Origin of the sequence: Pseudobacteroides cellulosolvens ATCC 35603 = DSM 2933, from assembly GCF_001262605.1 — a bacterium.
In the GTDB taxonomy this organism is placed as follows: domain Bacteria; phylum Bacillota; class Clostridia; order Acetivibrionales; family DSM-2933; genus Pseudobacteroides; species Pseudobacteroides cellulosolvens.
Window position 1 is genome coordinate 5,122,858 of sequence record NZ_LGTC01000001.1, and the last position, 24,713, is coordinate 5,147,570.

Here is a 24,713-nt window from a genome sequence, read left to right on the forward strand (position 1 = left end):
AAAATAATTTTCTTAGTCAGAAACCTTTGCAGGATTAACCTTTATACCAGGTCCCATTGTTGATGTAACAACAACGCTCTTTAAATATTGTCCCTTAGCAGCTGCAGGTTTCGCTTTAACAACTGCATCCAATAATGTGCGGAAGTTGTCAGCCAGCTTATCAAGGCCGAATGACGCCTTACCTATTGGGCAGTGGATTATGTTTGTTTTATCCAGCCTGTATTCAATCTTACCAGCTTTGATATCAGCTATTGCCTTAGCAACATCCATGGAAACTGTTCCAGCTTTTGGGTTTGGCATAAGTCCTTTAGGACCGAGCACCTTACCGAGTCTACCAACAACACCCATCATATCAGGAGTTGCAACAACTACATCATATTCGAACCAGTTTTCATTTTGTATCTTTGGAATGAGCTCTTCTGCTCCAACAAAATCAGCTCCAGCTTGTTCTGCTTCCTTAGCTTTATCGCCTTTTGCAAAAACAAGAACTCTTACTTTTTTACCAGTACCGTGTGGAAGAACAACCGCTCCTCTAACCTGCTGGTCAGCATGTCTTGAGTCAACACCAAGCTTTATGTGAACTTCGACAGTTTCATCAAATTTAGCCTTTGAAGTCTGCTTAGTAAGATCCAATGCTTCAGATGGATCATAAAGTTTGAATCTGTCTACAAGCTTCGAACTTTCTTTGTATTTCTTTCCTCTCTTCATTATTATCCTCTCCTTCGTGGTAAATTTTCGGGAAATCTAGTTCCCTCCCACCTTGGACAATCAATGTCCAATTAAACCAAAACATGATCATATGAATAAATATTATTATTCTTCTACAACTATACCCATACTTCTAGCTGTACCGGCAATCATGCTCATAGCCGCTTCAACGCTTGCTGCATTGAGGTCAGGCATTTTCAATTCTGCTATCTTCCTTACTTCGTCCTTTGAAATCTTTGCAACTTTTTCCTTATTTGGCTTACCTGAACCGCTTTCAATTTTACAAGCTTTTTTCAATAGTACAGCCGCCGGCGGAGTCTTTGTAATAAATGAGAACGATCTATCTGCATATACTGTAATAACTACAGGAATTATCAATCCCATATCCTTTGCAGTTTTTTCGTTAAACTCTTTACAAAATCCCATAATGTTAACGCCATGCTGTCCTAATGCTGGTCCAACCGGTGGAGCCGGAGTCGCTTTACCCGCAGGAATCTGAAGTTTAATATAGCCAGTTATCTTTTTAGCCATATTATCCACCTCCCAATTATATTTTTGTGCATGCTTAGTAATGGCTAAGAACTAACATCCGATTCTCAGAGTTACTTCTAAGGCATTACTTATATAAGTGCTATCGCACTATCTAATAGCATCAAAGATCAATAAATCAACCAGTAACACTATTGGAAACTAAATTTTGCTGATTTGGACAAGTTCCAGTTCAACTGGAGTCTCTCTACCAAACATCGATACTGCCACGCGAACTTTTCTTTTTTCCATATTTATTTCTTCAACAAGACCAATAAAGTTCTCAAGTGGTCCCGAGACAACTCTGACGTTATCACCGACTTCGTAGTCTACTACAGGCATAAATTCTTCAACGCCCATAGCCTTAACTTCTTCATCTGTGAGCGGAACAGGCTTAGAACCCGGACCGACAAACCCGGTCACACCTCTGGTGTTTCTAACAACATAACAGGACTCGTCCGACATAATCATTTTTACCAATACATACCCTGGGAATACTTTTTTTAGAGTAGCTTTTTTCTTACCATCCTTGATTTCAATCTGTTCTTCCATCGGAACAACAATATCAAGAATATATTCCTGCATACTCCTGTTTTCGACAATTTTTTCCAAATTAGCCTTAACTTTATTTTCGTATCCAGAATAAGTATGAACTACATACCATTTAGCATCTTCTGACATATCGTTACGAAGCTAAAAGCTTCATACCCTCCTCAATATTATCTTGCTTTAAAGACTAGACCTGCCAAATTAAGCAAACCAAAATCTGCAAGCCAGATTATAATACCTACCACTAGACAAGCCAGTAAAACCGTAAGTGTATTATTGGTAAGCTGTTGTCTATTTGGCCAAATTACCTTTTTAAGTTCACTCTTTACGTCTTTGAAGAATCTGGTAAGGCTTTTTTGTAAATTTGACATTTTTGATTCTTTTTTTATTACCTCTTCAGCCATAAGTATATCTCCTAAAAAATTATTTTGTTTCTTTATGGTCTGTATGTTTTCTACAGAACCTGCAGTACTTTTTCATATCGAGTCTATCAGGATCATTCTTTTTATTCTTCATTGAATTATAATTTCTCTGTTTACACTCTGTACATGCCAATGTTATTTTTACTCTCATTCTTAAACACCTCCAGCCTCTAATAACGTATCTATGTAAAAATTTTAATGCATAAAAAAAAGACCTCTTTGCAGTGCAATCATTAATTTAACACATATTTCATTATAAGTCAAGGCTAAATTTAATATTTCATTTTTTATTTAGGCATGTTGAAAATATAACTTCCCGTATAATTTCGCTTTCTAAGTTAACTTAACTCGTGAACACACGCACAAAACGGTAAGTAATATTTCAATCATGCCTATCCTTGACTTATGCATTTTACTCCTCAATCAATTCGCTGATAGGAGCTCCTGGAGGAACTATAGGAAATACCTTGTCATCCCTGTCAATTTCAAAATTTATGACAACAGGCCTGTCTTTTGATTCTAAAGCCCTCTTTAATGCATCATCAACCTCCTCAGGCTTGGTTACATTAATACCTATGGCACCAAATGCCTCCGCCAATGCAACAAAGTTTGTACCCCTGTCTATGGTTGTTGATGAAAATCTGCTGTCATAGAAAAGCTCCTGCCACTGCCTCACCATACCTAAAACATGATTATTTAAAAGTGCAACAATTATAGGAACCTTATATTCAACTGCAGTTGCCAATTCTGTAAGGTTCATTCTGAAGCTTCCGTCCCCTGCAACATTTATTACCTTTTTTTCAGGCCTGCCGATTTGAGCTCCTATACAGGCACCTAATCCGAATCCCATTGTACCCAATCCGCCTGATGATATAAACTGCCTTTGGTTGGTGTACTTGTATATCTGAGCTGCCCATATCTGGTTCTGACCAACTTCAGTTGTTATTATTGCATCCCCTTTGGTAAGCTCGTAAATTCTCTCAAGAATATAATGAGGCCTTAATACGCCATCGTTTTGATATTTTAATGGGAATTCTTTCTTCCACGAAATAATTTTATCCGCCCATTCCGAACTCTTTCTTTTATCAATCTTTGATATAAGTTGTTTTAGTATCTTTTTAATGTTTCCGCTTAACGGGTAATGAACAACAATATTCTTGCCTATTTCTGCAGGATCGATGTCAATATGCATTATCTTTGCATCAGGTGCAAATTTCTTAACATTACTTATGACCCTGTCACTAAATCTTGCACCTATGGCAATAAACAAATCTGATTCAGATACAGCCAGGTTTGATGTTCTAGTTCCATGCATACCTGTCAGTCCTGTAAAAAGTTCATTTGTCCCTGGAAATGATCCAAGACCCATTAAAGTATTAGCCACTGGTATTTTACATTTTTCAGAAAGCTTTAGAAGCTCCTCATTGGCACCGGCTATGGTTACTCCGCCTCCAGCCAGTATAAAGGGACATTTTGAGCTGTTTATGACATCGGCAGCCCTGTCTATTTCCTCTTGAGTGACTCCTATAGGTCTATCAGGTACTGATTTAGGAGTTTTCTTTTCATATTCTGTGATAGCGGCAGTAACATCCTTACATATATCTACAAGAACAGGCCCGGGCCTTCCTTCTTTTGCTATATAAAATGCTTCCCTCAGTATGTCAGCAAGCTTTTCTACATCCTTAACTATATAATTATGCTTGGTTACAGGCATAGTTATTCCTGTAATGTCAACCTCCTGGAATGAATCCTTTCCCAAAAGTGCAGTAGTTACCTGCCCGGTTATTGCAACCATCGGAACTGAATCCATATATGCTGTTGCTATCCCTGTTACAAGGTTTGTTGCACCAGGACCTGACGTTGCCAAACACACGCCCACCTTGCCTGTAGCTCTGGCATATCCGTCAGCTGCGTGGGAAGCCCCTTGTTCATGAGATGTCAGTATATGCCTTATATCATCCTTTGCTTTGTACAAAGCATCGTATATATTTAAAACAGCACCGCCAGGAAACCCGAATATAGTATCTACATTATGCTCCTTTAAGCATTCAATCAATATTTGCGCCCCGGTTAATTTCATTTTATTCTCCTCCCATTCTACCGATATTAAAAGTGTTACTAAACATTCTTACTCAAAACAGCACCTGTGCTCGCCGAACTTACTAATTTTGAGTACCTTCCCAAATATCCTTTTGTTATTTTGGGAGCTGGAGCAGTCCATTCTTTAAGCCTTTTTGCAATTTCCTCATCGCTTAGCTCAACATTCAGCTTACCGTTTGTTATATCAATACTTATAATATCGCCTTCTCTAACAGCCGCAATTGGTCCACCTTCCATCGCTTCAGGTGATGCATGACCTATTGAGGCACCCCTTGTAGCACCTGAGAAACGTCCATCTGTAATAAGTGCTACATCCTTATCAAGGCCCATACCTGCAATTGCTGATGTAGGTCCAAGCATTTCTCTCATGCCGGGACCGCCCTTTGGCCCTTCGTACCTGATAATTACTACATCACCCTTAACAATCTTTCCGTTATATATTGCTTCAATGGCGGCGTCTTCTGAATCAAATACCCTTGCCGGCCCTTTGTGCACAAGCATTTCCTTTGCAACCCCTGCACGCTTTACAACAGCACCGTCCGGGACAATGTTTCCTCTCAGTACGGCTATCCCGCCTGTAGCACTATGTGGATTGTCAATATCCTTAATTACTTCGTTATCAAGAATTTTAGCCTTTTCTATATTTTCACCTACAGTTTTACCTGTAACTGTTATCAAATCAAGATTTAAAAGGTTTTTCTTTGTCAATTCCTTCATTACTGCCTGGACTCCTCCGGCAGCATAGAGATCCTGAATATGATACGGCCCTGATGGTGCAAGCTTGCAAAGATTAGGAACCTTATTGCTGATCTCGTTTATTATATCAAGATTTATTTCCACACCAGCTTCGTTTGCTATCGCAGGCAAATGAAGAACCGAGTTTGTGGAACATCCAAGAGCCATATCTACTGCCAATGCATTTTCAAATGCTTTTGGTGTCAGTATATCCGATGGCTTTATATCTTTCTCCACAAGCTCCATTATTTTCATACCTGCTGTTTTAGCAAGCCTGATTCTCTCTGCATATACTGCGGGTATTGTGCCATTTCCCGTAAGTCCCATACCAAGAACCTCAGTGAGACAGTTCATTGAGTTTGCAGTAAACATACCCGAGCATGACCCGCAGCCTGGACATGCACTATTTTCAATGTCACACAGCTCTTCTTCATTGATTGTACCTACCTTGAATGAGCCAACCGCTTCAAAAACACTGTTGAGGTTCAGCTGCTTTCCATTTTTATTCAATGAAAGCATCGGTCCTCCGCTTATAACTATAGCCGGTACATTTATTCTTGCTGCTGCCATCAGCATACCCGGGACAATCTTGTCACAATTCGGTATGAATACCATACCATCAAAGCTGTGTGCAAGTCCCATTGCCTCACAGGAATCAGCAATAAGCTCTCTTGTAGCCAGAGAATATTTCATTCCCATATGACCCATCGCAATACCGTCACATACTCCAATAGCACCGAATTCAACAGGTGTTCCGCCAGCCATCCTGATTCCGGCCTTAACTGCCTCGGCTATTTGGTCCAAATGGATGTGGCCCGGAACTATCTCACTCTTTGAGTTTACAACACCGATTAGTGGCCGCCTAATTTCCTCATCTGTATAGCCCATTGCTTTAAACAATGACCTGTGAGGTGCTCTCTCAATTCCTTTTTTTACTACATCACTTCTCATATTCATATTCCTCACTTTCTATCTTTTTATCTTTATACGATAAAAGTAATTGTATTTAGTTTTCTCTTTTGTTTTATACAATAAACATACCTATTAACCAGTTTTTTTTAGAAATCACCTAAAACAATAGCCGGGGGATAACCCGGCTATTTGTAAACCCAGTAGTAAACCTTTTATATAGTTAAAAACATTTTACTACGTTTTATATAAACCTGTCCAGTGTTTTTATGTGATTTATGTATATATATGTGGTAACATATATGGCAATGATAAAAATATTATTTACCGGATATTAAGTTAAAGATGAAGTTGTGTTCGAATATATATTTTGCAATAGTTGAGTTTTCCAGTGCACCAAACAAACCCTTGAAACTGGATACCGAGCTGAATACCATCAATATGGTAAATATAATATATATTGTAAGAAAGCCTTCAACACCGCCGAACGCAAAACCGCCTAACTTATCAACCTGCTTGAAAACAGGTAGTTTTGATACTTCACCAAGTACAAATTTTGCGAATATCAATAAGACTCTCACTACAATATATAAAACAATCATACTGATAACATAAATAACAATTTTGGTCATTTCTTCGCTTATCACGTTATTTATTTGCTGCAAGTCTATCAGTTTTGTCGGATCAGGAAATTTGCTTTTCAAAACATCCTTTAAAAAACCTGGAACGTTTAGATTCTCCACTACTTTATCTGCAACTGCATTTTTTGCTCCTGAAAAAACACCTGATTGCTGAAGCACCATACTATCAAGTATCTTCTCTTTTATTTTATCATGCAATGCAGTTCCCATTAAAAATTTAGAAACATATGGATAGAGCAGAAATGACAGAACAAGTGAAATTACGAAGGACAGCAATTTGAATACACTCATAATAAATCCCTTATACATGCCGAAGACTGCAAATCCCAAAATAATTCCTAAAACCACCAGATCACACCAGTTCATTTTTTCCTCCTGTAAAAAAATAATTAATTTTCAAGGCTTTGGCATGTTGAAAATATAACTTCCCGTATAATTTGGCTTTCGTGTGTTAAGCAATGGCTAAGGGATTACTAAATTAACTCGTGAACACACGCTCAAAACGGTAAGCAATATTTAATCATGCCTTAAATATTATTTATAATTAAACTGTTCTTACATACCAAAACAGTTTTTTGCCTACTTAAAAAATGCACCTCAGATATATTAGTCTTTGAATCGAACTTACCTAGAAGCTCGCCTTACTGTTTATATAGTAAACTGAAGTACCTGTATTAATTGCAATTATTCCGCTGGATACCTTGATATTTTTTACCTTTATGTCCATGGAATAAATTGTTTTCTTCTCTCCATCATCGTTTATAAGTGTTATGTCTGTTTTATTTCCAGTTATCTTTCCGGAACTGTCCATATCACTCATTGCAGCAACAATTGCATCTCCAGATAACAAATCTCCACACATAAAACTCTTATTGGTAAACTTTTGCATCCACTTTACCTTTCCTTCATTGTCATATAAATACACATTGGAATCTCCAACTGCCGCCAAATTCCCATTGCCCAGGAAATCCACAAAAGGAAATAATGAAGTATCTCCGGTTTCCAAGGCCACTCCACCTTTCTCACTGAAATCATGCAACTCAATAACAGCATCTGATTTAATGCCTGAAGCATCAAAGCTGTTAATGACAAATGTATCCCCTGATGGTGAGACTTTCGACATAAATACAAACTTTTTAGCAACTTTTGTATTTATAGCTTGAGCACCGTTTTTATTAATTACCGTTACCGCTCCTCTATAGCCTTTTTCCTGCCTTACAACAGAGACATAGCCTGCTTCGTTGACATCAGCATTTATTATATTACCCTCCATTTTCTTGCTCCACTTAATTGTTTTGCCAGATAGAAGATAAACATCCTTACCCTCTAAATCCGCTACCATAACATAGGAACCCGCAGCCTTTACAACAGGATTTGCAGCATATATGGGAACAACCCATTGCTCTTCTCCATCTCCATTCAATGCCTTGACCCTGTTCTTAACACATTCAATTATGAGGCCTTTGCTAACAGTAAAAACATGCTTTTCATTTGTCCCAATTTCTATCTCTTTAACAACTTTATTTCCACTTTTATTTCCCGATATATCCATCAGCTCATTGACAATATCCTTTAGGCTCATATTCTCCAAGTCCACGTTTTTGCTTTTCAAATACATGAATAGCGATGTGGCAATAACTGCTAATAATAGTATGGCAAAAATAATAAAATTCCTGAGCCTAAAGCTGCCACTGCTTTGCTGATCTTCATGTAAATCATTGCTAACTTTTTCTTTTTCGGAATATTTCATAATCAATTTCTCCGATTTTCTTTTGTGATTAGGGCATGATTTATTATTTTATCATATTTTTGTTATGATTAATTAATTTTTTTGTCATTTCTTAACTCTTGGATCAGTATGGCAAAAACCATAAATAAACCAATGTAGCCAAATAGTGTATATAGCGAAGCTATAAGGTTTGCAAAACCGAAACAGGACATTGGAATAATAAATAAACATGTCATTACTGTAATTATCTTTTTGTTTACTTTAATTTTACTGCCAATCCTGTCAACCAGACAATACCCTGATGTAACAGCCGACGAAAACATTGCCAGCCAAAGTATAAAAGTGTAGAAGCTAGTAAAGTAATTGCCGTATTTCTCCATAACACTTAATATTGGAAATTCCTTGCCGGAAACTTCCCAATAAAAAATATTGATAACTGTATTTAACAGCAGTGCAATAGCACATAATGATATACCGCCAATAATTCCCCCTAAAACCCCTGTCTTTCTAGTTTTCAAATAAGGAAGCATATTGGACATTACAACAACTGACATTATGCTATTATAGCTTACATATATGAGAGAGGATAAAAACCAATTATCTGTAATACCTTTTAAAGTACCTGCCATGTTAAATACCGATGTGTCTTTAAATATTATAACATAAAAGCCCGTAAAAACTATTCCAAGAATAAGGATGGGAGTAATCAAACTGCTTAAGGCAACCACACCTCTTATATCTGTAAGCATCAGCAACATGCATACAAAAGCCATAATTGCCACCCCAACCGGTAACTGGATATTTAGCTTATCTGACAAAATACTCCCTAGTCCGGCCACCATGATACTTAATACCGAGAACATAAAAAGGGTCACTACTGTATCCATTATCTTACCAAAAAACCATCCCACAGTAGGATATAAAAATTCCTCATAACTCTTAATTCTTCCTGTGTATACCTTGTCAAGAACCAGCCATCCTACTACGGCAAACAATATACCCGCAATCACTATACCATAGAATCCACCTTTATAATAGCCTGAAAAAAATCTTGCTATTTCCTGACCGGATGCAAACCCTGCTCCTATTATTGTTGTTACATAGATACTTGAAACTTTATAGATGTTTTTTATTTCCTCACTCAAAAAAACAACCCCAGTCATAACAAATATTTCAATATAATTCTATGTGGGACTGTTAAATTAATTCTTAATAATTTCTTATATGTTTTGCAATAATCATTTTACATTTTTATTTATTGCAAAACATTTTCCTTGATTCATATGTTACGAAAAATTCATTTTTATCCTGTAAAATCTTTTTCGTAACATATATGGACATTAAAAAAGCTAAAACACTTTTAATACATAGTGCTTTAGCTTTTATGAATCTTTGTTATCCGTAAATCTTACTTGCTTTCAATAGATTCAAGCAGCTTCCTGAGAGAATCCTTAACACCGCTTGGCATATCAAAATCTAACTTTGATACAATCTTGCCGGTGAATTTTCCGTTTATCACTGCGTAATATGTTGTTGAATCCTTTGGTATATACTCAATCTTAACCTGACCTGGTGCCTTCTTTATATTGTAGGTTATTGTAACTTCCGGTTTCAACGCAGGAACAGTTTTATTTTCAGTTTCAAGATCAACAAATCCGATTCCAATTAATGCTCTATAGAAAACCCTTACAAACACTTCACCACCGGAATTCTTTTTGTTTGCCTCTTTACCGTTAACTGTATACTTATCCTTATCAGTGTCCTTTTTCTCATCTAACTGAAGCTTGACATTAGTAGTCTTGCCTTCCATATCAAGTGTAAATTCAGTAACATCATATATATCAGGTGCATAGATCAATCCCTCTACCAAATCCTTCAATGGCATGTCAAGATAATCCAAGCTTCCAAGAGGAAGAACAAAAATAGTATCATTTCCTTCAAGCTTGCCGTATATCTCTTGACCTTTGATAACTTCAGACCCCAAGTAAAGCTTTTGAGTTCCCTGTTTCGTATCAAGGGTCATTACATATGCCGGTTTGTCAAGTCCGAATTCCGCCAAATCCTTCGGCTTATCCTCTTCGATTGAAGTTGCTGACAAGTTTGGCAATCCATCCAAACAAGGCTGAAGTTTTCCCGAATTTGCTACACCCTCCAATGGCTCCGTCAAATACCACTGCTTGCCATCGTCAAGTCTTACTTTAAAAGCTACTTTTCCTTGGCGTTCAAGAGTGAATGATTTGATATCATCTTTAGTAATATCAAATAACTCCTTTTTCCAGAAGAAGTACTTGGAAATCTTAAATGCACCAACACTATATTTATCTACAAGGTAAACTGTGTTTGATCCTTTTGTTTTTACATATGTGCTCTCATCTGTTGGAGTGTTAGAACCTATTTCAATAACCTGTTCCTTACCATCCTTTGTTTTAAATGAAACAACAGTTGGTTTGTCAAGACCGTATACCTTTAAATCAGCAGCATTTTCCTCTATAATCTTTGATGCACTTATTCCAGCGGCGTTATTAGCCATGTTCTCAGTTTCTATTTTGCTGTATTTAACCCCTGCCGGATAGGTCAGTTCCCATTCAGTTCCTTTATGAGTAACTGTAAACTTATTTCCATCGTTTTCTATGGTATATTCCGTTATATCATCTTTCTTGGCTTCCATTAAGGGTATTAACTTTACTGTAGGTTGTACGTTACCGCTCTCTTCATCTTCTTTTTTAAAGACATTAACAGCTACAAGAGCACCAACTAAAAGAACCATTACCACAGCAAGAATAATAACATTCTTGAACGTCCTCATAGATGCCTCCTCCTAAGCCATACGAAGGTGCCCAATCCAAATATCAGAAGCGGCACAGCACCTATCAAGATAATGGCAGTGATATTTGCGTTGGTCTCAGAAATGTTAATTGTCTCGAAGTTCAGGCTTTTTGGTGGTATACCCATATCATCCTTGTTCTGTATAAGCCAGCTCATACAAACTGCAAGTATCTGATATGTGTTTTGAGTCAATAATTTATCATTAAACATTGCAGCATTACCCCATACCAATATCCTGCTGTCTTGGGTGCCTCCGCTGTATTCTGCAGCAACCACCAGATCCAAAGGACCGTTTATGTCTTTTCCTTTAGATTGATCAACCTGCATTCCGACAGCTTTTTCCGATGTTCTTGCCAAAGATACTATTTCAAGAGCTTCCTTCTTTGCTTTTAATATATTGATACTTCTTGAATTTGGCATATTCAATGCAAACTGTCCTGCAGGAATTTCGCCGAAAATAGCATTTGATTCAAGTGCTACAAGAAGATTATTTGGATCTCCTGAGACATACCTGCTGTCATCGCCTTCCTTAACCTTATCATAGTTAAGGCTTAAGTTATATTCAGCCAATACCTTGTCAAACACTGGCATATTCTGGTTCGGAATAACCGGGTCAAATGCAAAGAATATTTTACCGCCCCTGTCAAGGTAATCCTGTATCTTTTTACCCTCATCATTAGATAAGTCTGATTTAGGTGCCATTATAAAAATTGTCTCACAATCATCCGGAACCTTAGGTTCTGTTTGAAGGTTCAAAGCTTTAGTATAATACCCCCCAGCCTCTACAGCTACCTTGATCTGATTGAACTCATCAACAAATATGCTCTCATTATGGCCTGTAGTATAATAAACTGTCGGTGTCTTTTCGTTTGAAACTCTCTTTATAGCTGTGGTCAGATAGTTCTCAACCATAAGGCTGGTATCCTGTCCGTATTGAGTAGATTGAGAATAAGTAATACTGTTTGCAGGTATTACATCCAATTTTTTACCGCAGGACACTAATATATCGCCCTTTGCAATTTGTTTTGTCTTTTCCGGATCAAGCTTGCTTATTATTGCCGGATCCTTATCCGGATCAACATATTTTACAATTATTTTATCTGATGCATTCTGATATTGCTTAAGAAGCTCATTTAATATAGCATTTTGATCCCCTACTTCAGCCTTTGTATTATCATAAAGTCCATATATTGTTACTTCTTTATTAAGCTTCTTGACAAAATCTACTGATGTTTTATTTAAACTGAATATCTTATTGGTTGTTAAATCCCACTGAATGTCAAGTTTGATAACAATGAGATTTACAACAACTGCAATTATGATAACGATTACAGCCGTCAATATCGCTGCTGCACCGTATTTAAAACCCTTTGAGTTTTTATTTGCCATTTTTATCACCCCTGACTCCAACGTCTTTTTTCAATTACAAGAAATGTTATAACAATCAATGATACCGTTACACTTGCAAAATAAACCATGGTATTCAATCTCAATATACCTGTTGATTGATCAGTAAACCTGTAAAAAAGCGAAACCCATCTTAAAACTTCAGTTACAACACCGCCAAAAATTGATGCAAAAGATCCTACTATAAATAGGAACAACATTATTATAAAGCTTATGATGGCAGCTATAATCTGGCTCTCAGTCAATGCCGAGCACAACATACCTATTGCAATAAGGCAAGAACCGAAAAGTAGAAGGCCTATATATCCCGCTAACATCTGTATTGTCAATGTACCTTTGAATATGACAATTACCAAAGGATAAGCCAAGGTAAGTGCTACCATAACAAAAAATACAAAGTACGCTGCCAAAAACTTTCCTATAACAATACTTGAAATTTTACTTGGCGTAGTAAAAAGCAGAACTTCAGTACCGTTTTTTCTTTCTTCCGCATATATTCTCATTGTCAATATTGCACAAAACATTATGAGTATTAACGCAAAAATAGGCTGTTGAAACATCCATACCAGTGTTCCAAGACTATTAGACAGATTAAAGAAATAAAACAAAAGTGATGACATAAACATAAAAAGACCTAGTATTATATATGCCATAGGGGAATTAAAATAAGACTTTGTCTCTTTTTTAAATACGCTTACTACACTTGAAAGATACCCCATCCTATTCAACCTCCTTATCTTCTACCGGATTTTCAATAACCTCTTCGTGAGCTGCTTTCTCTAAGTTGACAGCTTCGTTTTTCAATACTACATCATTTTTAGTAATCTCAAGGAAAACATCCTCAAGTGATTTATCCATTGCTTTAAGCTCCATAATAGGGTATCCTGCTTTTGCCAGTTCGAAGAACATAGGCTTTCTTATGTCCGCATCTCTTGTTGACTCAATAAGGAAACTACTTATGTCGCTGTCCTTGGTTGATTCTGATTCTACATTTATTACTCCATGCAATCCTTTTAAGATATCCTTTATAGAATTTTCAGGTCCTGCTATTGATACATTGTACCTATCATTGGAATCCATTGACTTTGATAGGTTTTCAGGAGTATCTACAGCAGAAATTCTTCCCTTGTTTATTATTACGACTCTTTCACAGACCGCACTTACTTCAGGCAAAATGTGTGAACTTAATATTATTGAATGATTTCTTCCAAGAGCCTTAATAAGATTTCTTATTTCAATTATCTGCTTTGGATCAAGGCCAACTGTAGGTTCGTCCAATATCAAAACTTCCGGTGAACCAACCAAAGCCTGTGCCAATCCAACCCTCTGTTTGTAACCCTTGGACAGGTTTTTTATGAGCCTTCCTCTTACATCGCCAATCTTAACCAAATCCATTACATCATCCAACTGATTTTTTCTAAGACTTCTCTTAACATGCTTCAAATCACATACATAGTTCAGATAGTCCTTAACTGTCATATCCGTATAAAGTGGCGGCTGTTCAGGTAAATACCCAATCCTTTTTTTCACTTCAATAGGATCTTCCATAACATCATAGCCGCATACCTTAATGGTTCCACTTGTTGGTGGCATGAATCCGGTTATAATATTCATGGTAGTACTCTTCCCTGCACCGTTTGGCCCAAGAAATCCCAGAATTTCTCCCTTTTCCAGGGTAAAACTCAGGTCTCTAACGGCATTAACATTACCGTACCGCTTAGACATGTTTTGAATTTCAATCATCTTAATGTATTCCCCCCTGTATATATAATAATATTAAGTTTTCCTTAAGAAAGCAAAGACGTAATATCACAATTATCTCAAAAGAATTTTAATAAATTGTGAACAAATTGTTACTATATTAAAAGTGAATAATCTATTACATTTGTCCTCCGCCAAATGTAAGATTATTAAAACTTAATATATATTATGAGCAATCAGATTTAACCTAATAACCCTTTTGCTCATACTTGTCCATTATATAGGTTTCTTATTGTTTTTTCAAGTGATTTTATAATGCTTAGAAATCGTGACATAATATTCATCATAATTTTCCAAACACAAAAAACATCCAGCTGCTGATTATGGCTTTTATGCCATCTGTTAGCCGGATGTTTAACATGTAAGAACTTATTTCATTCTCGGCTCTTTATTAAGTCTCAAGAAGCTTGATAGCACAGGACCTAATGATGAGAATCCTAAAATGAGCACCCAATCGTTAAAAGAAAGGGGTACTGTCTTGAATATACCTTGAAAAACAGGCATATATACCACACCAAGTATCATAATTACAGAACACAAAACCGATAGAACCAAAGGCACGTTGTTAAATAACGGTATCTCGAAAATATTTTTCCTCTCGGATTTACACTCAAACACATGGATAAGCTGTGTTATAACCAATGTCACGAAACTTGCAGTCCTTGCATCATCTATGCTTCCGGTAAAATGAAGTATGCTTACAAAAACTGCAAGGGTACTTATCCCTATAAGCGTTCCCCTGAAAAGAATCAGTTTGAGAAGACCGTTTGAGAAAATATTCTCTTTCGCCCCCCTTGGCCTTCTTTTCATAATTTCCCTTTCCGGCGGATCTAATCCCAGTGCTATGGCAGGTAGTCCATCTGTTACCAGGTTGACCCACAATATCTGAATGGGCAGCAGCGGAATAGGAAGACCTATAAGCATTCCCAAAAACATAGTAAGCACTTCCCCAAGATTACATGACAGCATATATCTGATAAATTTCCTTATATTATTGTATATTACACGTCCTTCCTCTACAGCTGCAACAATTGTTGCAAAGTTATCATCCATAAGTATCATTGCAGATGCTTCCTTTGTAACATCAGTTCCTGTTTTTCCCATGGAAACCCCTATATCAGCTTCCTTTACTGCAGGTGCATCATTAACTCCGTCACCGGTCATTGCAACAACATGGCCAAGCTTTTTAAGTGCTTTTACTACCATCAGCTTGTGCTTCGGAGATACTCTCGCATAGACCGACACCTTATCTGCTACTTTCATAAGGCCTACATCGCCTAACTCATCAAGCTCTGCTCCGGTAAGAACCATATCTCCTTCCTGAAGAATACCTATCTCCTTTGCTATAGCCGCAGCAGTTATTTTATGGTCTCCCGTTATCATAACAGTTTTTATTCCAGCCATCTTGCATTTGTTAACTGCATCCTTGGCTTCTTTCCTTGGAGGGTCTATCATTCCTATAAGTCCGGCAAATGTCAGATCCCTTTCAATCTCATTCTTATTTAATCTTCCCGAACCCAACTTTTTGAATGCAACTCCCAAAACCCTCAGTGCATCTGATGCCATAGTATCATTTGCACCCATTACTTCATTTTTTTGTGCAGAAGTTATCTTCTTAATTTCAGAAGCTGCGTTTATATTTGAACATTTATCAAGTATTATATCAGGTGCCCCTTTTGTAAATACATACCGCTCCCCATTCTTAAGCTCACATATAACCGACATGCACTTTCTGTCCGAATCAAAGGGCAGCTCATCAATCCTCTTATATGACACATTTAATGTATTTTCACTAATACCTGCATTAAGTGCTGCCTCTAAAAGAGCAATTTCAGTTGGATCCCCTCCGAACTGCACCTGATGCTTGGAAAAAATGCTCTTAATTTTCTTAAAACCCTTTTCCTTCTCCTCATGTGAGTTTATAATAACCGCATTGTTGCATACTCCTCCGATTTCAAGGGCAAACCTGGCAGTTTCATCAATTTTTGAACTGTCAAACTCAACTATTTCCTTTCTTCTTGTCTTTTCAGACCAAGTATATATTTTTCGCACAGTCATCCTGTTCTGAGTTAGAGTACCTGTTTTGTCTGAACATATGACGCTTGCACACCCTAAAGTCTCAACGGCAGGAAGTTTTCTTATGAGTGCATTCCTTTTGAGCATTTTCTGAACACCAAGTGCCAAAGCTATGGTTACTATGGCAGGCAGACCTTCAGGTACGGCAGCAACAGCAAGGCTTATTCCGGACAAAAGCATTGTGAAAAGTTGTTCTCCCCTTATAATACCTGTGATTGAAACGATGGCACAGATTATAATGCACCCGAATACTATGAACTTTCCAAGGCCGGCAAGTTTCTTCTGAAGCGGGGTTTCATCAGATTCTATGTTCTGAATCATATCCGCTATCTTTCCCATCTCAGTATTCATTCCTGTGGCTTCTACTATTGCCTTTCCTCTGCCTCTCGTTATAATTGTGCCCATATAAATAACGCTGTTCTTTCCAGCTGGATCAGATTTACTATCCTTAGATTTGTCTACAGGAACCGACTCACCCGTCAATAGCGACTCATCAACCTGCATGCTGTTAATCTGAATAAGCCGACAATCGGCAGGAATTCTGTCTCCTTCCTCCAAAACCAACAAGTCACCTGGCACAATCATATCTGCAGGTATGTTGTCCATAGTCCCGTCCCTTATTACCTTTGCTGTTGGTGCTGTAAGCTGTTTTAATGCACTCATGGTCTTTTCCGTTCTGAACTCCTGCAGAAAGCCTAAAACCGAGTTAAGCATAACAATAGCAATTATTGTAACCGCTTCTGTTATTTCACCCATAAAAGCAGAAATAATTGTTGCTGCTATGAGTATCAATACCATAAAATCGGTAAATTGCTCAAAAAACATCTTAACGGCCGAAACTTTCTTCTTTTCTGCCAGTGAATTAGGGCCATGTATTAAAAGAAGCTTCTCTGCTTGTTTACTGCTTATACCTTTATATGTTTCCTCAGGAATTGGATCTTCCTTTGACAATTTCTTTAACGGCAAACTCTCCGTATTTTGTTTTAACCGTGTTGTTTCCCTCAATACATAACACTCTCCTTAAATTCTGTTTATCAGTCCTATTTCTATGCATAAAAACGATTAATAGACCAAAATAATGAGCTATTAAGACACAAATCAACTCATTCCTATATAAATCTATATACAAACATTCTTTTATAAGTAATCGATGATTGACAACTTTATGAAAATAAATAATAATTATACTAATATAAAAAGGAGGATTTTTTATGAAAAAGAATATTTTGTTATTAGTATGCAGTATTTTCTTTGCATCACTGTTTGCATCTGCATCATTTGCCGCTGATAGTATCAAGGAATCACCAAAGATAAAGATTATAATCGATGGTAAGGTCAATAAATATTCAAAAGCTCCGATCAATTATAAAGGAAGAACAATGCTTCCCTTTAGAGAAGTATCGGTTAATTTGGGTGTTAAAAATGATAATGATCATATAGCATGGAACGGTAATGACCGCAGCATAGCTCTTAAAAAAGACGATGTTAATGTATCCCTCAAGATAGGAAGCAATAAAGCTACAGTCAACTCAGTTGAACAAACATTAGATGTTGAGCCTGTACTTTACAACGGTAACACTTACATACCTGCAAGGTTTGTTTCACAGGCTTTTGGAAAAAAAGTTGTATGGGATCAAGCCTCTAACTCTGTTATGATCAGAGAAGAAGAAGAATTTAACAAAGTAAAAAGTATTTTGGAAAAATCCAACGAAGCAACAAAAGACGCAAAAACAATGAAATGCAGTTATACTGCCGATATGAACATGACTATAGTGGGTCAGAAAAGCAATGTAAAGATGAGCGGCGATATGGAAATGGACGTTAAAAACTTTATTATGCATATGACAAGCACCGTGAATATGCTTGGTATGTCACTTCCTACAGAACAGTATATGGCAGACAATAAAGTATACACCAAAGATCCTATGTCCGGAAGTTGGATTTATCAAGAAATGGATATGGAGCAATTCCAAAAGCAATTGAGCCAGCAAGCCAGCATAGAGTTATCAGACAAAATGTATGCAGGCCTGACTGTTGATGATAGCTCAAAGGATGAAATAATTTTAAAGGGTAATATTTATATGGATTCCCTTATGAGTCAGTTGGGTGATAATGTTAAAGGAACAGGTATTGAGTATAATTCAGTTTACATGGAAATGTCACTTGACAAAACAACATATGTTCCAAAAAGTGCAAAAATGGATATGTCAATTACTATGAATCAGACCATTGAAGGAAGTACACAAAAGATAGATGCTGATATGAAAATGGAAATGAAGTATACTGACTTTAATGGAGATTATGAAATTAAGGTACCTGATGAAGTTATAAGTACTGCCAAAAAAGCTGAATTATAATTTGCATCATAAATTACATAAATAAAAAGCCGGCTCTCACCGGCTTTTTATTTATGTAATGATTTTGCAAGTTGTAAAAAAAACCGTATTGGTTTATTATATTAAAGGTGATTAAGTAAATTTATACTCTATTAATACAAGGAGATAATATAATGAGTCTTGGTAGTGCCTTATGCAAAAAAATGAACAAGCTTTTCCCCTTACCGGTGCATCCTTTCAACCTCCAAAACCAGGGTGTCAAAACCTATTCCCAGTGGCAATACGAAAAGGGGATTGAAACAATCAAATTTTATTTGGAAAAAGTAAGCACCGAAGAAATGTTTAAAGACAAGGTTGTTTTGGATATTGGGTGCGGTGCTGCCGGAAAAACCTTGTATTACGCTTCATTAGGAGCAAAAAAGGTCTATGGAATCGATGTTGTTCCCAGGTATGAAAAAGATGCATATTCCCTTGCTAAAGAAAAAGGCCTTGAAGACCGTTTTTGTTTTATTCTTGGCGATGCCTCAAACATGGACTTTGAAGACAACACCTTTGATGTAATAATAATTAACGATGCCATGGAACATGTATCAGAACCTCTGAAGGTTTTAAACGAATGCCATCGTGTGCTTAAAAAAGGTGGTAGGATATATCTCAATTTCCCCCCATATCATCACCCTTTCGGAGCCCATTTGAGTGATGCAATAGGCTTCCCTTGGGTACACTTGTTTTTTAGCCAGGCAACACTCATAGAAGTCTATAAGGATTTGGTAAAAGACCTGCCTGATGGAAAAGAGCGTATCGATTTTAGAATCTCAAAAGATGATAATGGTAAAGAATATTTTTCTTATATAAATAGGATGACTATAAAAAGATTTAACAGAATTCTCTCCCAAACCAGTTTTAATGTACTTTACCATAGAGAAGTACCCTTAAGAAATATTTTAAACCTTCCGGCAAAGCTGCCATTACTTAAGGAGTGCTTTGTAAAAATGGTAGTTTGTATTCTGGAAAAAAAATAATTAAAAATGTAAAATAGTTATTACAAAAATATATAGGCAACTAATAAATAATTAACTGGTAAAATAGGGCATTTAAAAATACTAGAATAATGTATTTTTTAAATGCCCTTAATTAGTTAAACCATCCATCATGATCTTTCAACATTTCATTTCGAATAAATAACATTTCATCGCCAATTTAGTCAAAAAAAATAGTTTAGCTATATTATATGTTTAAGTAATGATTAGAAATTAACATCCGCTATATATTTCCCTCATGTGCTGACTTGGCTCGTCAACACTCGCGTAGAAAGCGGAAATAATTTTTCATTCATGCTTAAAGAGATGCCAAACCTATATAAAACTTTACAGTTTGGTATCTACAGCCGGCTAAATTTAAGGAAATGATTATTTAATTTAATCTTCGAAAGGATGGTTTATTATGAAAAAATTTACAAGAGGTTTTATTTCACTACTAGTTATAGTCTCATTGATGATTGTTCAGATTTATGAAATATCTGCAGCAGTTGCAGCAGATGGCTCCGCACTTGTTCAAATAGCAAAGTATACCCTTAATAACACAGCAGTTGATTCAACAGGAATCCAAACCAACATAACACTAAAAAATGCACCACATCAGGCAGATGGAAGTGTTTATTCAAATGGTATATATCCTTATCCGGATGCATCGGTAGGCAGCACTATTCAAACTCCATGGCTGTCATCCTTTAACTTTAACAATTTTCGCATAAGTTTTGATTTTAAGGTAACTTCATTACCCTCATACAGAAAACCCATAATCATCGGCGGTTCTGCCTACCGCTGGATAGGTGCCAATATTGAACCGAACGGTACCATATCATTACTCTGGAACAATTCCAATTTTACATTTAGCACTAAAACTATTAGCCTTGGAGTATTTAATACTGCTGTAATTTCCTATAACGGTGCTGTAGCTGAGCTCTATCTCAACGGCACTCTGGCTTGTTCACAAGGCTTTACCCTGAACAATGGCGGTGACTCAAACTTCCTCAATATAAACTACTCAAACGGAAGTGCATTCCCCGGATATCTGCGGAATTTAGAGATATATAGTACACCTTCACTTTATACCATTGCAAAGTACACCCTTAACAATACTGCAGCTGATTCAACCAGTAGAAACTCAAATATAACCTTGACAAATGCATCTTTCATGTCTGATGGAAGCATATATTCAAACGGCATATATCCTTATTCCAGTACCTTAGGAAGTACTGTCAGGACGCCAAATCTTAAAGCTTTTAACTTTAATAATTTCCGTGTATCTTTTGAGTTTAAAATAAACTCATATCCAACTTCAAGAAAACCAATAATTGTCGGTGGTAACTCCTATCGCTGGATAGGTGCTAATATTGAATCAAACGGTACTATATCACTCCTTTGGAATAACTCCAACTACACATATAGTTCAAAAACTGTCACGCTTGGCACATACCACACTGCTATAATACAGTATAACGGATCGGTGGCCGAGCTTTACTTTGACGGAATTCTTGTCTGCTCACAATACTTCAAGCCTGTTAACGGCGGTGATGCAAACTTCCAGAATACAAATTATTCAAATGGCACAACTTTCCTTGGCTATCTTCGCAACTTGACTGTATACAGTGCACCTTCTACTCCTTTGGTAGCAAAATATACTCTCAACAATACTGCAGCTGATTTAACCGGTAAAAATTCCAACGTAACTTTGAACAATGCACCTTATCAATCTGACGGAAGTGTTTATTCAAATGGAATCTATCCTTATTCCAGCCCAACAGGAAGCGTTATTCAAACTCCGTACCTATCTTCCTTTAACTTTAACAAATTCTCAATTAGTTTTGAATTTAAAATAGATTCATTGCCTTCCTACAGAAGACCTATAATTATTGGGGGGTCATCATACAGGTGGATAGGTGCAAATGTTGAACCAAACGGTACTATATCAATGCTCTGGAACAATTCCAATATAACAAATAGTTCTAAAACTATACCTCTTGGTAAATTTAACACCGCTGTAATTCAATACAACGGCTCAGTAGCTGAACTTTATATTAACGGTACTTTAGCCTGCTCACAAAGCTTCAGCATCAATCACGGAAAAGATTCGAATATCCAGAATGTTAATTACTCAAACGGTACTGCATTTATAGGATACCTGCGGAATTTGACAGTAAACTAACCATTGATTTTGTAAATTTATTAGTATATCAAATATAAAATAGAACTAGATTCTTGAAAAATCAAGGCAAGCACTAAAAAGGACGGTTGAATCATTTCAATCCGTCCTTTTTACTTTCTCAAGACAATGTCATAGGAACAAAATCCCTTGCACTATTGCTTCTTTATTTTTTATGTCTATGAAATTATAGTGTCTTATTATGATAACAAATCTTTATGTATAATCATATAATGACTTTAGACGGCTAATTATTAGGCAATTCAACAGTATGTCACCATAATATTTCGAGCCTTCTGTAAATAACAGGAACTATATAAAAGTATTATAACAAAGATTATTGCACCGGGAGTTGGTAATAATGACTTTCACAATTATTTTGCTTGCCGTATCCCTAAGTACTGATGCATTGGGAGTAGGAACAGTTTATGGTTTGAGGCGGATAAGAATTCCTTTGGGTTCAAAGCTGTTTATATGTTTTTTTTCAATTATTTACTCGGCTGTTGCCCAAGCCTTGGGTAAAACTTTGAGCAGCGTTCTTTCAAAGGATTTGTCCAACTTTATAGGAGTGGGTATACTATTCTTCATGGGCATTTGGATTATCCTTCAATCAATTATGGGAAGTAATGAATCCCCCCGAAAAAAAGAACTTGTCAGAACAGGCACGCTTTTAGAAATCGCTATTAAGTCTTTGGGCATTACAATACAAATCATAAGAAACCCTATAGAAGTTGATTTTGACAAGTCAGGAACTATAGACCTGCGGGAGTCAATTTTGCTGGGTTTCGCCCTGTCCTTAGATGCTATCGGAGTGGGAATAGGAAGTTCTCTTGCAGGATGCCAATCAATTCTTATTCCATTTGCAGTTGGCTTTTTCCAACTGATTTTCCTATACATTGGCTTATTCATTGGTAACAGAATTACATCATACGGCCGGATTAACAAGAAGATTATATCTATAATCCCCGGCATATTACTTATAGCCTTGGGTATATCAAGACTTATCTAAGAAGTGCCTTAGAAATAACTTCATATTCTCAATGACAAAATCCATACTAATTTTACATACCGCCCAGACATTAAAAAATCCCGCTATAGGGGATTTTTTAATGTCTGGAAACTAAATCATTCCTTAGGAATAACAAAAAATATAACTTCCGCTATAATTTCGCTCATGTGTTGACTTAACTCGTCAACACCCGCTCAAAATCGGAAGTAATATTTTTGTCATTCCTTACCTAAAACTCTGATTTTATTGGCATAAGGATCGGCCGTTCCCTGAAGCTGACATTTTTCTTCCTTGAGGAGCTTAATATATTCAACTATGTCTTTTGATATTCTTTCTCCCATACACACAACAGGAATTCCTGGAGGATAAGCCATTACCATTTCCCCGGCAATTTCGCCGACAGAATCTTCTAAAGCTACAACCTTTTTATCTGAATAAAAAGCATCTCTAGGGGACACTATCATTTGGGGATTGTGAGGAAGCATAGTCGCTGCCTTATATTCCCGCACCCCCTGCTTTATCGCTATATCTTCCAGTGCATTTACAAGAGTATCCATGTCTTCCTTTCTATGTCCAATACTCACGATACATAATATATTGTAAAGGTCAGACATTTCAACTTGAATTTTGTATTCTTTCCTAAGCTTTTTTTCAATCTGGTATCCGGTCAATCCAAGCCCCATTACATTAATACCAAGCTTGGTCTCATCAAAGTCAAAACATCCAGGTGTTCCAACGAGGTCTTTTCCAAATGCGTATAATCCATCAATACTATTTATTTCATCCCTTGCCCACCTTGCCAATTGCAGGGCATCATCCAACAACTCACTTCCATTTGTAGCTAGCTGCTTTCTCGCAATATCCAAAGAAGACATAAGGACATATGATGAACTGGTAGTGTGAGTAAGATTCAGTATTTGCTTGACCCTGCCCGGTGCAATTAAATTGCTCCTCAATAGCAAAACGGAGCTCTGGGTCATTGAACCTCCTGTTTTATGCATGCTGGCAGCACTCATATCCGCACCAACTTCCATAGCAGTCAGCGGAAAATCATTGTGAAAAGACATATGTGCTCCATGGGCTTCATCTGCAATTACTGCCATACCATGTCTATGAGCTATTCTTGTTATTGATTTCATATCGGAAGCCACACCATAATAGGTTGGATTTATTATAAAAACAGCTTTGGCATCGGGATTATCTTTTATGGCTTTTTTCAAGCTTTCTTCGGTTATTCCCATTGCAATACCTAATCTCTCATTTATTTCAGGCTGTATGTATACAGGCATAGCCCCGCTTAGAATTACTCCTCCAATAGTTGATTTATGTGCATTTCTCGGCAATATAATCTTGTCACCGGGTTCACAGGCACTCATAATCATTGCTTGAACCCCTGCAGTTGTTCCATTGACAAGAAAATACCCATATTGTGCCCCAAACGCATTAGCTATTAGCCTTTCTGCCTCATATATCACTCCTGTAGGGTTGTTGGCAAAATCAAGCTCCTCCATTCCATTTGCATCCATTTGAAGAACGTGTTCGCCGACAAAGTCGCAAAATTCCTTTATGCCCCGGCCCTGCTTATGTCCCGGCACATGGAATTGTACAACATTATCCTGTATATACTTTTTTACCGCATCAAATAGTGGTGTTCTATCCTGGTTCAGACCTACCAAACCTCATCCCCCCAAAACAGGCATAAAGTCTTCTTATACATAACGACAAACAATATGCCTTTATCAACAACGGTTATAGTGAAAAAATTTGATAAGT

20 protein-coding genes are annotated in these 24,713 nt (G+C 36.9%); 4 read left to right on the forward strand and 16 right to left on the reverse strand.

Going from position 1 to position 24,713, the window contains the following annotated elements:
• Nucleotides 1-12: 12 nt before the first annotated feature.
• The 15 genes from rplA to Bccel_RS21315 form a co-directional block, all read right to left on the reverse strand.
• Complete coding sequence (gene rplA / locus Bccel_RS21245; RefSeq protein WP_036937167.1) at nt 13-708, reverse strand: 50S ribosomal protein L1; 696 nt, start codon at nt 706-708, stop codon at nt 13-15.
• A 105-nt stretch (nt 709-813) separates the two neighbouring features.
• A complete protein-coding gene (rplK, locus tag Bccel_RS21250) occupies nt 814-1,239 on the reverse strand; it encodes a 50S ribosomal protein L11 (RefSeq protein WP_036937164.1) in 426 nt (141 codons plus the stop codon).
• 159 nt (nt 1,240-1,398) lie between these two features.
• The gene (nusG, locus tag Bccel_RS21255; RefSeq protein ID WP_036937161.1) at nt 1,399-1,917 is read right to left on the reverse strand and encodes a transcription termination/antitermination protein NusG; all 519 of its coding nucleotides are present in this window, start codon (nt 1,915-1,917) and stop codon (nt 1,399-1,401) included.
• A 38-nt stretch (nt 1,918-1,955) separates the two neighbouring features.
• Entirely contained in the window at nt 1,956-2,189 is a 234-nt protein-coding gene (gene secE, locus Bccel_RS21260) for a preprotein translocase subunit SecE (protein WP_036937158.1), read from the reverse strand.
• A gap of 19 nt (nt 2,190-2,208) precedes the next feature.
• Complete coding sequence (rpmG, locus tag Bccel_RS21265; RefSeq protein WP_036937155.1) at nt 2,209-2,358, reverse strand: 50S ribosomal protein L33; 150 nt, start codon at nt 2,356-2,358, stop codon at nt 2,209-2,211.
• A gap of 261 nt (nt 2,359-2,619) precedes the next feature.
• Nucleotides 2,620-4,287, reverse strand: a complete 1,668-nt coding sequence (ilvB, locus tag Bccel_RS21270) for a biosynthetic-type acetolactate synthase large subunit (protein WP_036937152.1) — start codon at nt 4,285-4,287, stop codon at nt 2,620-2,622.
• A gap of 38 nt (nt 4,288-4,325) precedes the next feature.
• Complete coding sequence (gene ilvD, locus Bccel_RS21275; RefSeq protein ID WP_036937149.1) at nt 4,326-5,993, reverse strand: dihydroxy-acid dehydratase; 1,668 nt, start codon at nt 5,991-5,993, stop codon at nt 4,326-4,328.
• A gap of 278 nt (nt 5,994-6,271) precedes the next feature.
• Nucleotides 6,272-6,958, reverse strand: a complete 687-nt coding sequence (locus tag Bccel_RS21280) for a CvpA family protein (RefSeq protein WP_036937146.1) — start codon at nt 6,956-6,958, stop codon at nt 6,272-6,274.
• Between the two features lie 262 nt (nt 6,959-7,220).
• Nucleotides 7,221-8,342 carry a DUF5711 family protein gene (locus tag Bccel_RS21285; protein ID WP_050753698.1) on the reverse strand — a complete coding sequence of 374 codons (1,122 nt, stop codon included), beginning with the start codon at nt 8,340-8,342 and terminating at the stop codon, nt 7,221-7,223.
• 68 nt (nt 8,343-8,410) lie between these two features.
• Nucleotides 8,411-9,466: a YkvI family membrane protein gene (locus Bccel_RS21290; protein WP_036937137.1), complete on the reverse strand. Its 1,056-nt coding sequence runs from the start codon at nt 9,464-9,466 to the stop codon at nt 8,411-8,413.
• A gap of 263 nt (nt 9,467-9,729) precedes the next feature.
• Nucleotides 9,730-11,127, reverse strand: a complete 1,398-nt coding sequence (locus tag Bccel_RS21295; protein ID WP_036937134.1) for a DUF4340 domain-containing protein — start codon at nt 11,125-11,127, stop codon at nt 9,730-9,732.
• Nucleotides 11,124-12,536 carry a GldG family protein gene (locus Bccel_RS21300; RefSeq protein WP_036937131.1) on the reverse strand — a complete coding sequence of 471 codons (1,413 nt, stop codon included), beginning with the start codon at nt 12,534-12,536 and terminating at the stop codon, nt 11,124-11,126. The genes Bccel_RS21295 and Bccel_RS21300 overlap by 4 nt, the downstream gene beginning before the upstream one ends.
• A gap of 5 nt (nt 12,537-12,541) precedes the next feature.
• Entirely contained in the window at nt 12,542-13,273 is a 732-nt protein-coding gene (locus Bccel_RS21305; RefSeq protein ID WP_036937128.1) for an ABC transporter permease, read from the reverse strand.
• Nucleotide 13,274: 1 nt separating this feature from the next.
• The gene (locus Bccel_RS21310) at nt 13,275-14,297 is read right to left on the reverse strand and encodes an ABC transporter ATP-binding protein (RefSeq protein ID WP_036937125.1); all 1,023 of its coding nucleotides are present in this window, start codon (nt 14,295-14,297) and stop codon (nt 13,275-13,277) included.
• A 387-nt stretch (nt 14,298-14,684) separates the two neighbouring features.
• A complete protein-coding gene (locus tag Bccel_RS21315) occupies nt 14,685-17,357 on the reverse strand; it encodes a calcium-translocating P-type ATPase, SERCA-type (protein ID WP_050754067.1) in 2,673 nt (890 codons plus the stop codon).
• A gap of 245 nt (nt 17,358-17,602) precedes the next feature.
• Here Bccel_RS21315 and Bccel_RS21320 point away from each other — a divergent pair, with 245 nt between their 5' ends.
• The 4 genes from Bccel_RS21320 (at nt 17,603) to ytaF (ending at nt 22,940) form a co-directional block, all read left to right on the forward strand.
• Complete coding sequence (locus tag Bccel_RS21320) at nt 17,603-18,748, forward strand: copper amine oxidase N-terminal domain-containing protein (protein WP_036937123.1); 1,146 nt, start codon at nt 17,603-17,605, stop codon at nt 18,746-18,748.
• Nucleotides 18,749-18,900: 152 nt separating this feature from the next.
• A complete protein-coding gene (locus Bccel_RS21325; protein ID WP_036937120.1) occupies nt 18,901-19,749 on the forward strand; it encodes a class I SAM-dependent methyltransferase in 849 nt (282 codons plus the stop codon).
• Nucleotides 19,750-20,170: 421 nt separating this feature from the next.
• A complete protein-coding gene (locus tag Bccel_RS21330) occupies nt 20,171-21,934 on the forward strand; it encodes a LamG-like jellyroll fold domain-containing protein (protein ID WP_036937118.1) in 1,764 nt (587 codons plus the stop codon).
• A 358-nt stretch (nt 21,935-22,292) separates the two neighbouring features.
• Nucleotides 22,293-22,940 (forward strand): sporulation membrane protein YtaF, encoded by a 648-nt coding sequence (gene ytaF, locus Bccel_RS21335; protein WP_050753700.1) that lies wholly within the window; start codon nt 22,293-22,295, stop codon nt 22,938-22,940.
• A 218-nt stretch (nt 22,941-23,158) separates the two neighbouring features.
• Here the strand turns inward: ytaF and Bccel_RS21340 are convergent, their stop codons facing one another.
• Nucleotides 23,159-24,616, reverse strand: a complete 1,458-nt coding sequence (locus Bccel_RS21340; protein ID WP_036937115.1) for an aminotransferase class I/II-fold pyridoxal phosphate-dependent enzyme — start codon at nt 24,614-24,616, stop codon at nt 23,159-23,161.
• Nucleotides 24,617-24,713: the final 97 nt, after the last annotated feature.